Raw genomic sequence first — 11,205 nt, 5'->3', positions numbered from 1 at the left:
CCTCCGCTTTTGGAGATACGAAAAGAGCGAGTCTTCTCTCACGGAAAGACTCGCTCTTTTTTTCTGCGCAGGGCGCTTCGTCGTGGATTAAAGGACGGGAATACCGTCAGGAAACGGGCAGGGCGCCGTATTCAAAAATCGCCCGCCGTTGTCATACCAGCCTTGTTTGGTGTAGCGGCACCAAGTGAGATCCACTAGGAAACTGGCGGCGTAACCGTTGGGCGTCTCGACGGTCACAATCACGCGGCGATGCGTAATCGGCTGCTGATGATAGAAATCAAGTCCGCGTTCGGTCAAAGTCTTACCGACCACGACCACGGTCTGCTCGACCAATGGTTCTCCCTGGCGATCGACCGGCGTTAGATAGAGCAAATTGGGAAATGGATATCGCTGATCACGTCGTCGATCGGCATAGGCGAGTCGCGCGCTTTTGCCTGTAGCGCCGATGATCGACCTTACCTGCACGCGCACTTCGGCCTCGTGCTCGTTCAAGTTGACCTTGAGCGGCGCAGACGTGAACGCAGACGTCGAAAGATCGGAAGTCGACAGTTCCATGGTTCTATTGGCTCTCCACAGTTCACGCAAACCGTCGCACATCCTGCCCTATAGCATGTGCGGCGACTCACGAAGGATGAGTACTCAGCAGCTCGTCAACGCTCTACTAACCCAGGTGGACGGCTAGCGAGCGCACCGCGGAAGGTGAATTGGCGGGGAGAATAGTGAGGAAGCGATGAGGGTATGGAGACAAGTAACGTCGCAAACGCAACGGATTGATCGATATCGTCGAGTCGGAGTCGTCGATCACGAATGGCGATCGATGCGCCTACAGATCAATGGATAGGTTGAAATCGACCGGTAAGCAAATAACGAATGCCGATATTTTTACGTTGCGGCCGGTGATCGTAACAACCGTTGCAACCGGACCGAGGCGCGCCAGTCGTTTTCAAATTCGACTTCGGCGGTCGCCAGCACGCGTTGGGCTTCGTCGGCGCTGCCTGCTTTTACTAGCGACGTGAGCCAGGCCTCGTAGACTTCAAAACGCAACTGGCGTTGGTACTGCTGATCTTCGAGAACGGCTGCTTCCAGCGCGCCGGAGAACTGACCTGCCGCCAACGTCGAGCGGACTTTCAAGATCCGGATATGCCGGCGATTGGCCAACAGCGGACCATAGTTGGGCGCCGCGAGCGCCACTTCGTCTAGCAGTTGTTCGGCCTGTTCGTACTGGGATTGTTGCGCCAGTTCGACGGCCCAGTTGTTTTTTGCGGCCAACAAGTTTTGTGCGGCGGCGGCGTCGCTGGGATCGAGTGCGAGCGTTTTATTCAGTAGCTCAACGGCAACCGAGAAGTTGCGTCGCTCCAAATGATCGACGGCGCGATTATAGTACAGCTTGGCGACCAGCGCTTGTCGTGGAAGCGGAGCGGCGGCCGAACCGGCTTCGATGCCGGGGGCTCCGCGGCGCATCGCTGCGGACAATTCAAACCATTGGGGACAAGTTGACTCGATGTCGATCGGCTGGGCGGCGTTGATGCGGCACCAGACATGCCCTTCGATTTGGCGCGGAATCACCGGCAAGTCGAGCGAATCGGCCAGCGCGACATACAAAATGGTGCCGCTAACGCAATTGAAATCGCCGCCAGACAAAGCACTGGAGATGGCCGAAGCTTTGGCGTCGAAACGACCCGTGAGGATTTCGCGATGGAGTGCGTGAAAGAGCCAGACGGCGCGATCTTCCCATAATAGCTCGGCCCAGTCATCCGGACGCTGGCTCTTAATCTGCTCACGCAAAAATTGAAAGCGCGCGACTACTTCCGCCGACTTCGAGGGACTGGCCTCTTCCTCGGCTTCCGCCGCTGCGGCGATCAACGCGCGACCCATGTCGAGCGTTTGCGGCGCAGTGCGAGCCGAGGCGCTGGCGCTCGAACCGACGGCGATTAGCAGCAGGAGGGAAAGAGTGCGCATCGCAAATGCCAAATCAGGAGGGGAAGAAAGCGTCCTACCCCAACTATGCGATGCAAAATCACCCCGCGCCGCCGTCGACGTTCTCTTTTCGCAACGTTTTCGATGACCCAATCGTTGCGATCCGAATCTTGGTTGCGACCGGCGCTGCGCCTGTCGCTACGGCAGGGTGTGACCCATTTTGTCTCGTTTGGTCGCGAGATACTTCTCGTTGAACTCATTGACGGGCGACGCCATCGGGACCTGATCAACGACTTCCAGGTCGAACCCGCCGTAGATAAATGCGTCGGTCTTTTTCGGATTGTTGGTCAACAGTCTGATTTGACGCAGGCCGATGTCTTTCAAGATCTGAATACCGATGCCGTAGTCGCGCATGTCGGCTTTGAAACCGAGAGCATGATTCGCTTCGACCGTATCGAGCCCGTGGTCTTGCAGCCCATAGGCGCGAATCTTTTGCGTCAGACCGATGCCGCGTCCCTCTTGCGGCAAGTAGACCAGTGCTCCGTGACCTTCTTTGCTGATCGTTTCGAGCGCCATCTGCAGCTGATCGCCGCAGTCGCAGCGGAGCGAGCTGATCAAGTCTCCGGTAAAGCAACTTGAGTGGAGCCGAACCAACGGTCGTTCTTGCTTTTCCGGCTCACCGAAGATCAACACGACCGGCTCTTGCGTCTCGTATTCGACGGAATAGACAATGATTTTGAATTGGCCATATTTGGTCGGCAGGTCGGCTTCGGCGGCGCGCGAGACTAGTTTTTCGTTCACGCGGCGGTGGGCGATCAATTGCTCGATCGAAATGATTTCGAGCTTGAACTTCTCGGCCAATTCGATCAGTTGATCTCGATCGGCTCGATCGCCGGCTTCGTCCAGGATCTCGCATAGCACGCCGGCCGGGCGAAGTCCCGCCATACGGGCCAGATCAACCGAGGCCTCGGTATGACCGGCGCGACGCAGCACGCCCCCCTCTTTCGCCAACAGCGGGTAGACGTGTCCAGGTCGCACAAAATCGTCGACCGTGGTCTGCGGATCGGCGAGAGCCTGGATGGTGTCAGAGCGTTCTTTGGCGGTGATGCCGGTTTTGCTGGTGTGATGATCGACCGGCGTGATGAACGAAGTTTGCAGCGGTGCGTTGTTCGTTTCGACGATCGGATGCAGATCCAACCGCTGGCAGACGTCGGGCAAAACCGGTGCGCACAGCATTCCACGGCCATGCGTGATCATAAAATTGACTGATTCCGGCGTAATTTTCTCGGCCGCCGCGACAAAGTCCCCCTCATTTTCGCGGTCTTCCGCATCTACGACGATCACTATTTCGCCACGGCTGATCGCGTCGACCGCCGATTGAACCGATGAAAAACGATGGGACACGCTAGTTACCTAAGGTTGGAATCGTCAAAAGAGTCGCGCTTGCGGCGTGGGCATTGCTTCGAAAATATGCGATGCCTGGGACGCAAAACCGTTACGTCGTCGCTTGCCTGCGGTTAATAATAGCGTCAGGCGAACTTTACCTGTGCATTATAGGCGAATCGCCCTAGCAGGGAGTCATGCAGAATGAACCGAGGGAAGATGGTTGCGATTTTGGCTTTAGCGAGCCTCTTTTTCGGAAAAATCGCCCAAGCCGAACAGCCGGTGCAAATTATCACCGATGTCGTTTACGCTTCCCCTGGGGGGGAAGATCTGAAGGTCGATCTCTATCTGCCGCAAGGGGATGGTCCATTCCCGGGCGTCTTGATGGTCCACGGCGGAGCCTGGTTGGCTGGAGATCGGAGCCGGATGGCGATACATGCGCTGCAACTGGCCCGGCACGGTTACTGCGTCGCGTCGATCGGCTATCGCTTGGCGCCGGCTCACAAGTTTCCCGCCCAACTAGAAGATTGCCGGATGGCGCTCGCTTGGCTCCGTGGCCATGCGGACCAGTATCACATCGACCCCAAGCAGATCGTCGGCTACGGCTACTCGGCCGGCGCTCACCTGATTTGCCTGACCGCGATGACGGCGACGGATCCGGCGCAAGGGCTTTGCGCCGTGGTCGCCGGCGGAACGCCATGCGATTTTACGCTGGAACCGTTGACCAGCGCTCGACTCGCCTACTTTCTGGGCGGGACTCGTGCTGCGATCCCCGACGTTTATCGTCAGGCTTCTCCCGCCAAGTTTGTCTCGGCCCAGTCGCCGCCGATGTTCTTTTTTCATGGAACCGCCGATAGTCTTGTACCCCTGGCCGGCGTGAAGGCGATGTGCACGGCGCTGGATCAAGCCGGTTGCGACGCGCGGCTGTGCGAATTAGACCAAGCGAGCCATATCGGCTCGTTCCTGAGTGCCCAGGCACGGCAAGAAGCAGTAAAATTCTTAGATGAAGTGCTGCAGACGACTGCGGCCAACAAACCCTAACGCCTTCGTGCGGCCGACCGATCTATGACGCAAACTCCGCTGCTTCCAAGCGAAGAGTACATCGAACAGGCCTTTTTCTTTCAGTCGATGCGCGAAAAGATCGAAGAGAACGCCCCGCTGCAGGAGATCTTGCAGTCGGTGCGAGAAGAGGTCCTTGCGACCACGAAGTTGCCGATGGCGATCGATTTTCTGAAGGCTGAGCTGCGCCATTTGGGTTTGTTTCACTCGGCGATGCAACGTTTGTCGCACTATTTTGCCCCGTTTCAAACTTTTCTCATCGCCGCGGCGGAAGATGAACGCGGCCGTTTTGACTTTCGCATCGCGCTCGAAATCTTAAAACTCGAAGCTGAGTTTCGCGCGGCGGAAGCGTCGCCGGCCGCGATGTTCGTCTATCAATTTGAAGTTCTTTGTCGACATCGCTTGAAGTACGATCCCGGCTTGGAAGCAATGGCCGGCGATCCCATCTTTGACGAAAACTGGCGCAATTTTCTGCAAGCGCTGCGGCGCCGGATCGGCATGATCGATTTGGCCGATCTGATCTATGTGCGGAGCGAGTATTACGTCGAGCAGCAGTCGCTCCGCCGCAAAGCGACCATGCCGGACGAACCGCCGATTTTTGGCGCCCGCGAAGGACGCATCGCACTCGCGAACCGCAAGAAAGATCCCTTATTGCTTTTCTCGGCGCTGCAGCGGCAGCTAAAGTACCCGTCGGTTCCCAAACCGAAAAAGCATGTCGAAGCGGATGATCTGGTGCACAATCTGGCCCAGCGGTTGATCGCCGTCGAGCAGCGTTTGAAGCTGCTCGAGGAAGATCAAAAGGGCGGATTCGATCTGAGCAAATTTTACGCCCATCCAGAAGGCAAAAACAAACCGCCCGGCCACGGTTTGGCAGATTAATTTATGTTAATGCGGTGTTAAATGGGCGGATTCTTCGGTTATGAACTAGAATAGCTAGTGTTATAATAAGCGCCCAAGGAGAAGCGACGGCCCAAATTTCTCTTCGTAACCGGCCGTGCGAGCGAGGGAAAATCGCATAGCAATTCCAATGCGGATCGAAGTTGCGAACCGCATTTCCCTCGCGAGCGTTTCGGACTACGAAGAGTAAAAAAGACAAGACTCGCCGCCGTCTCACCGAGCAACGCGTGGTTAGGATCGCCTGCAAGGCAAGCTGCGTCTTGGACGCGATCGCGACATGCCAAATACCTTTGGCAGAGCGGATCACTATGACCGGGTTTCAGCTACATCTCACGACCGAGTCGGTGACGCAACTGCATCCCGTCGCTCCTCTCAAGGTCGATGAGTCCGAGTCGCTCGCCGCTGTCTTACAGAAAATGCGTGAGCAAAAAGTGGGAGCCGTACTGGTCACCAAAGCGAGTCACATGACCGGCATTTTTACAGAGCGGGACGTGCTGCAGTTGATGGCTCAACAGGCGGATCTGACCGAGCCGATTTCCCAGCGGATGAAACGCAGCGTCGTCTTAGCCCGGCGCTGCGAGAACGTCGCGACCGCGATCAAAAAAATGGCGGCCGGCGGTCATCGTCGGTTGCCTTTGGTCGACGCCAACGGTCAACCAGTTGGCATGATCACCGCAGCCGGCGTGCTGCACTATCTTGTCGAACACTTCCCCGAAGCGGTTTACAACTTGCCGCCGACAGAGCGAAGTTCGGCGGAGCGCGAAGGAGCATAAAGGCCAGCAATCGTATTCTTCGTCAGCGCCCGTTCTGAAGATTCCGCTGCGGCGCATTTTTGCTTCCGGCGACCCAGAACGGAATAATATCGTGAAGAGGACAACCAACAGGCACAGCGGCAAGGCGAACCATGTCCACCGAATTTGAAAGCGAAACTGATCACTCCAAAGCAGTTTTGAAGATTGAAGAAGCGACTGTCCGCTTTTGCGGCGATTCTGGCGACGGAATGCAACTCGCCGGAACCCAGTTGACCAACACTTCGGCGCTCGCCGGCAACGACGTCGCCACCTTTCCCGACTTTCCCGCCGAGATTCGCGCTCCGCGCGGTACGCTCGCCGGCGTCTCCGGCTTTCAGGTCCATTTCTCGTCGACCGACATTTACACGCCGGGTGAAACGGTCGACGCGCTGATCGCGATGAACCCGGCCGCTTTGAAAACGAACATCGCCGACCTCAAGTCAGGCGGCGTGCTGATCGCCAACTCGGACGCGTTTGATAAAAAATCGCTCGAACAAGCTGGGTACGACGACAATCCGCTCGATGACGAGACGCTCGATTCGTATCAACTGTTTCAGGTTCCGATGACCGACATGACGCGCCGCGCCGTCGACGGGCTTGATCTGAGTCAAAAAGAAGCGGACCGCTGCCGCAACTTTTTCGCCATGGGACTGGCGTTTTGGCTCTATGGACGATCGCTGGAACCGACGCGGCGATTTATCGATTTGAAGTTCAAAAAGCTGCCGGCCATCGCCGAAGCGAACCGTCGCGCCCTCGCCGCCGGTCGCAATTATGGCGAAACGACCGATGCTTTCGTCAGCTCGTTTTCGGTCGATAAAGCAAAACTGTCTCCCGGCACGTATCGCAATATGACCGGCAACCAGGCGCTGGCTTGGGGTTTGATGACGGCGGCCAAGTTGAGCGGAAAAGAGTTGTTTCTCGGTTCTTATCCGATCACGCCGGCCAGTGATATTTTGCATGAACTGAGCCGCTACAAAAACTTCGGCGTGCGGACGTTTCAGGCCGAAGACGAAATCGCGGCGATCTGCTCGGCGATCGGCGCCGCTTATTCAGGACACATGGCGCTGACCACGTCGAGCGGACCAGGGATCGCGCTCAAAGGAGAAGCGATGGGCCTGGCGGTCATGCTGGAATTGCCGCTGTTGGTCGTGAACGTGCAGCGCGGCGGACCAAGCACCGGACTTCCTACCAAAACGGAGCAAGCGGACCTGTTACAGGTGATGTTTGGCCGCAACGGCGAATGCCCGCTGCCGGTGATATCGGCTCGCAGTCCGGCCGATTGTTTTGAAGTTGCGATTGAAGCATGGCGCGTCGCCGCGCGGTTTATGACGCCGGTCATGATCCTCAGCGACGGCTATTTGGCGAATGGGTCCGAACCGTGGCGCATCGTCAACTATCAAGATCTCAAGCCGATTCCGATCACCCATCCCGAAGCGCCGACCAACGGCAAACCGTTTTTGGCGTACGAACGTGACGAGCTGCTCGCTCGGCCTTGGGCGATCCCCGGCACGCCTGGGTTGATGCATCGCGTCGGCGGTTTAGAAAAAGCGGATGGGACCGGCAACGTCAGCTACGATCCAATCAACCATCAGCACATGACCGACACCCGGGCGCAAAAAGTGGCCAATGTCGCCCAAGTGATCGGCGATCAAGAGGTGATGGGGGATCCGGCCGGCGACTTGTTGGTGCTTAGCTGGGGCGGACCCTACGGATCGTGTCGCACGGCGGTAACGCGACTCCAAGCCGAAGGGCACAAGGTCAGCCATGCGCATCTCCGGTGGCTCAATCCGTTCCCGGCCAATTTGGGCGAGATCCTGCGTAGCTTTAAGAAGGTGCTCATTCCCGAGCTGAACATGGGACAACTGTCGATGTTGATTCGCAACCAATTTTTGATCGACACCATCGGCCTGAACAAAGTGCAAGGCAAACCGTTTCAGGTCGCCGAGATCATCGACAAAGCGGAATCGCTGTTGCCGTAACGGCGCTCGACTTTGATTTGACGATGCACAAAACAACGCACAGCAGACAAAATCCTCAAGGAATTTGAATCATGGCTCCCGTCGAACTACCCGTGCTCAAGCCTGGCGATTTCGGCAGCGATCAGGATGTTCGCTGGTGCCCCGGTTGCGGCGACTATTCGATTCTTGCGCAGATGAAAAAAGTGATGGCCGCCCTGGCGTGGCCGCGTGAGAAAACGGTCTTCGTCTCTGGGATCGGCTGCAGCAGTCGCTTTCCGTACTACATGAACACGTACGGCATGCACAGCATTCATGGACGCGCTCCCGCTTTCGCCACCGGCATCAAGAGTTGCCGTCCTGATCTGCACGTCTTTGTCATCACCGGCGACGGTGATGCGCTCAGCATCGGCGGCAATCATTTTATGCATGTCGTTCGCCGTAACGTAAACTTGAACATTATTTTGTTCAATAATCGAATATACGGGCTCACCAAAGGGCAATATTCGCCGACTTCGGAATTGGGCAAGATCACCAAAAGTACGCCGATGGGGGCGATCGATAATCCGATGAATCCCCTGTCGCTGGCGATCGGCTGCGAAGCGACCTTTGTCGCGCGGTCGATCGACGTGCATATCAAACACCTGGCGGATACGCTGAAGCGAGCCGCCGAACACCCAGGAGTCTCGTTTGTCGAGGTTTATCAAAACTGCAATGTGTTCAACGACGGCGCCTACAAGTATGCGACCGACAAATCGGTGAAGTCGGACAATATCATCGAAATCGAGCATGGCAAGCCGCTGATTTTTGGTAAGAATAGAGACAAGGGGATTCGCTTAAACGGCATGCAGCCAGAAGTGGTCGAACTGGGTAAAGGCATTACCGAAGACGACCTGCTGTTTCATGACGAACTAGCCCCAGAGCCGACGCTCGCCTACTTGCTAAGTCGGATGCGATATCCTGAATTTCCCGAGCCGATCGGCGTGTTGCGTTGCGTCGATGCTCCTCGGTATGACGAACTTTTAAACGAACAGGTCGCTCAAGCGCGAGCCGAAAAGGGAGAAGGAGACTTGGATAAGCTCTTTCGCTCTGGCGATACCTGGACGGTAGAATAGAGAAAACGGAATAGAATATGATCTGTCAGGCTTGCGGTGCGACCAATTTCGAGGGGGTCGACCAATGCGAAGCATGCGGACAATCCCTCTCTCAAGAGATGGTTCCGAAAAGCAGCGTCGAAGCGGCGCTGCGACGGGACGTGATTGCGCAGTTGCCGATGCGAACTCCGCTGACCTCTTCGCCCGATGCTCCGTTAGGGGACGTGTTGACCGTCCTGTCGACCAATGCGATTGGCGCGGTCGTTATCACGGACGATCATCATCGCCCCATCGGCATCTTCAGCGAACGGGACGCACTGCTGCGGCTCGGTCCCGATTACCGCGACCATCTATCGACGCCGATTTCCCACTTCATGACTCCTGACCCGCAATCGGTCGACAAAAACACGCCGATCACGTTCGCCGTGCACCAAATGGACGTGGGTCACTATCGTCATTTGCCGGTGGTCGATGACGAAGGACGCGTGAAAGCGGTGATCTCGATCCGCGATCTGCTGCGATATTTGACCGATCGGATTGCTGAAGCGGAATTGTCGGGCTAGGAAGTTTTTCTCGATTTACTTCGAATTTTGGTTTATGATCGTCTTCATTCAGAGGCGGTCCCGGCCCCGTTCGCCTTGCCCGCAAGTCTCCCTCCGCTTCACCCTTTCCGAGTGTGCCCCATGTCCCGCTTGCCCCTGCTTGGATTGCTGCTAGCGATCGGTCTTTTGCCCTCTTTGTCGATTGTCCATGCGGAAGAAGCGGCGACGGTTCGCGCCATTACGCCGGGCAAAGTGATTATCCCCACCGAGAAGATGCGCCGGATTTGGGGCGAACTCGTGAGCGTCGATCTGGCCACGCGCACCGGAACGTTTCGAGCCGAAGGGGAGGACGCGATCTATCGGTTCGCCGTTATGCCGTATGCCGAAATGTTGCATCACGCGACGAATGGAGAGCTGAGCGATTTTCAGATCGGCGAGCGTGCCATTTTTCGTTTGCATGTCAACGAGCAAGGCGAATGGTACTGGCTCACGTATATCCAGGACGAAATGAACATGCTCCGCGGGCACAAGGAGTATTACATTGTCGAGAGTCTCGATCCGGAGAACGGGCGAATCGGTTTCACTTGGGCCAAAGCGGACAAGAGCTTCGTTCGCCAAGAGGGACTCTTTCTAGACACGGACAAGGAGACCAAGTTTTGGAAAGCAGGCAAACCGGCCGCATTCGCCGATATCAAACTGGGCGACAAGCTGCGCGCCAAAACGCATGGAATTGGTAAGGGACAAAGTCGCGTCGCTTGGCACGTGTTTCTCGATGATGAGAGTCTCGAAGCGTTTCGCGATAAGCAGGTCGCCGTCCATTCGCAGCGCATGGCCAAAGAAGGTTTGCCTGGCTATGTCGATCGAGTTGAAGGCGCAGCGCTGGAACTGATGTTGTTCCGCGAAGGGTCTGAACTGGCCGAGACTTTGCTGACCGGCAAGAAAAAAGCGAAGTCGGCGCCGGTCACAGTGCAAGTTGCGCCGACCGACCCCAGTCTCGAGCCGTCGGCCGATGCAATCTCGGCCACGGTCGTCTCTTGTGAAAAAGCGGGCGGGCTCTACAAACTGGTTTTGCAAACGACGGCGGATACCAGCAAGTTTCAAGTGACCCAAGTTGCCCGCGTGTGGGTGAACGAGTAGTCGCGCCAGAATATCCAGTTGTTCCGCATGCGCCGATCTTTTCAGCGGCGCCGCCTGTAGCGGCTCGCTAGCTGCGTAGCATGCTTTTGCCTGCTGCGCTCCGATAAACAAGAAGAGGAAACCGGAATTTCTCTCAGGCGGTCGGTAATGAAGGAATAGCAGCCATGTGGCGATCGTTTTTCTTAGCTTTGGGCATCACACTGATCATCGTTGGCACTGAATGCCTGGTGGTCGATACCGCCAGCATGATTAGCGACGGGGGATCGCGCAGCGTCACTCCGCCGGCTTGGGCGCCGTGGAGCATGATGTCGACCGGCGCGGTGGTCATTCTCTATTCGTTCACGATTCCGAAACGGATGAATACGTAAGGCCAGAGCGACAGGCCCGTCAAATGCCGACATCGAGAAAAAACGGGGTCAGGTCCGAATTT

General features: G+C 56.7%; 11 protein-coding genes. 8 read left to right on the top strand and 3 right to left on the bottom strand.

Going from position 1 to position 11,205, the window contains the following annotated elements; all coding sequences use genetic code 11:
* Window positions 1-87 precede the first annotated feature (87 nt).
* The 3 genes from DSM3645_RS20505 to DSM3645_RS20495 form a co-directional block, all read right to left on the bottom strand.
* Entirely contained in the window at window positions 88-555 is a 468-nt protein-coding gene (locus DSM3645_RS20505) for a hypothetical protein (RefSeq protein WP_002654472.1), read from the bottom strand.
* A gap of 327 nt (window positions 556-882) precedes the next feature.
* Complete coding sequence (locus DSM3645_RS20500; protein ID WP_040352887.1) at window positions 883-1,959, bottom strand: hypothetical protein; 1,077 nt, start codon at window positions 1,957-1,959, stop codon at window positions 883-885.
* 156 nt (window positions 1,960-2,115) lie between these two features.
* A complete protein-coding gene (locus tag DSM3645_RS20495; protein ID WP_002654470.1) occupies window positions 2,116-3,321 on the bottom strand; it encodes a bifunctional 3,4-dihydroxy-2-butanone-4-phosphate synthase/GTP cyclohydrolase II in 1,206 nt (401 codons plus the stop codon).
* Between the two features lie 183 nt (window positions 3,322-3,504).
* On the opposite strand from DSM3645_RS20495, the gene DSM3645_RS20490 reads away from it, so the two are divergent.
* From DSM3645_RS20490 to DSM3645_RS20455, 8 genes are all read left to right on the top strand, one after another.
* Window positions 3,505-4,341 carry an alpha/beta hydrolase gene (locus tag DSM3645_RS20490; RefSeq protein WP_002654469.1) on the top strand — a complete coding sequence of 279 codons (837 nt, stop codon included), beginning with the start codon at window positions 3,505-3,507 and terminating at the stop codon, window positions 4,339-4,341.
* A gap of 24 nt (window positions 4,342-4,365) precedes the next feature.
* Complete coding sequence (locus tag DSM3645_RS20485) at window positions 4,366-5,238, top strand: hypothetical protein (RefSeq protein ID WP_002654468.1); 873 nt, start codon at window positions 4,366-4,368, stop codon at window positions 5,236-5,238.
* A 326-nt stretch (window positions 5,239-5,564) separates the two neighbouring features.
* Window positions 5,565-6,029: a CBS domain-containing protein gene (locus DSM3645_RS20480; protein ID WP_002654467.1), complete on the top strand. Its 465-nt coding sequence runs from the start codon at window positions 5,565-5,567 to the stop codon at window positions 6,027-6,029.
* 131 nt (window positions 6,030-6,160) lie between these two features.
* A complete protein-coding gene (locus DSM3645_RS20475; protein ID WP_002654466.1) occupies window positions 6,161-8,026 on the top strand; it encodes a 2-oxoacid:acceptor oxidoreductase subunit alpha in 1,866 nt (621 codons plus the stop codon).
* A 71-nt stretch (window positions 8,027-8,097) separates the two neighbouring features.
* Entirely contained in the window at window positions 8,098-9,117 is a 1,020-nt protein-coding gene (locus DSM3645_RS20470) for a 2-oxoacid:ferredoxin oxidoreductase subunit beta (protein ID WP_002654465.1), read from the top strand.
* A gap of 17 nt (window positions 9,118-9,134) precedes the next feature.
* Window positions 9,135-9,659 (top strand): CBS domain-containing protein, encoded by a 525-nt coding sequence (locus tag DSM3645_RS20465; protein ID WP_002654464.1) that lies wholly within the window; start codon window positions 9,135-9,137, stop codon window positions 9,657-9,659.
* Window positions 9,660-9,779: 120 nt separating this feature from the next.
* Window positions 9,780-10,775 carry a hypothetical protein gene (locus tag DSM3645_RS20460; RefSeq protein WP_002654463.1) on the top strand — a complete coding sequence of 332 codons (996 nt, stop codon included), beginning with the start codon at window positions 9,780-9,782 and terminating at the stop codon, window positions 10,773-10,775.
* A gap of 164 nt (window positions 10,776-10,939) precedes the next feature.
* Entirely contained in the window at window positions 10,940-11,143 is a 204-nt protein-coding gene (locus DSM3645_RS20455) for a hypothetical protein (RefSeq protein WP_002654462.1), read from the top strand.
* The last annotated feature ends 62 nt before the right edge of the window (window positions 11,144-11,205 follow it).

It is taken from the genome of Blastopirellula marina DSM 3645 (genome assembly GCF_000153105.1).
Taxonomy (GTDB): domain Bacteria; phylum Planctomycetota; class Planctomycetia; order Pirellulales; family Pirellulaceae; genus Blastopirellula; species Blastopirellula marina.
The sequence above is the reverse complement of the archived record's forward strand: the minus strand, read 5'-3'. Positions and strand labels throughout refer to the sequence as shown.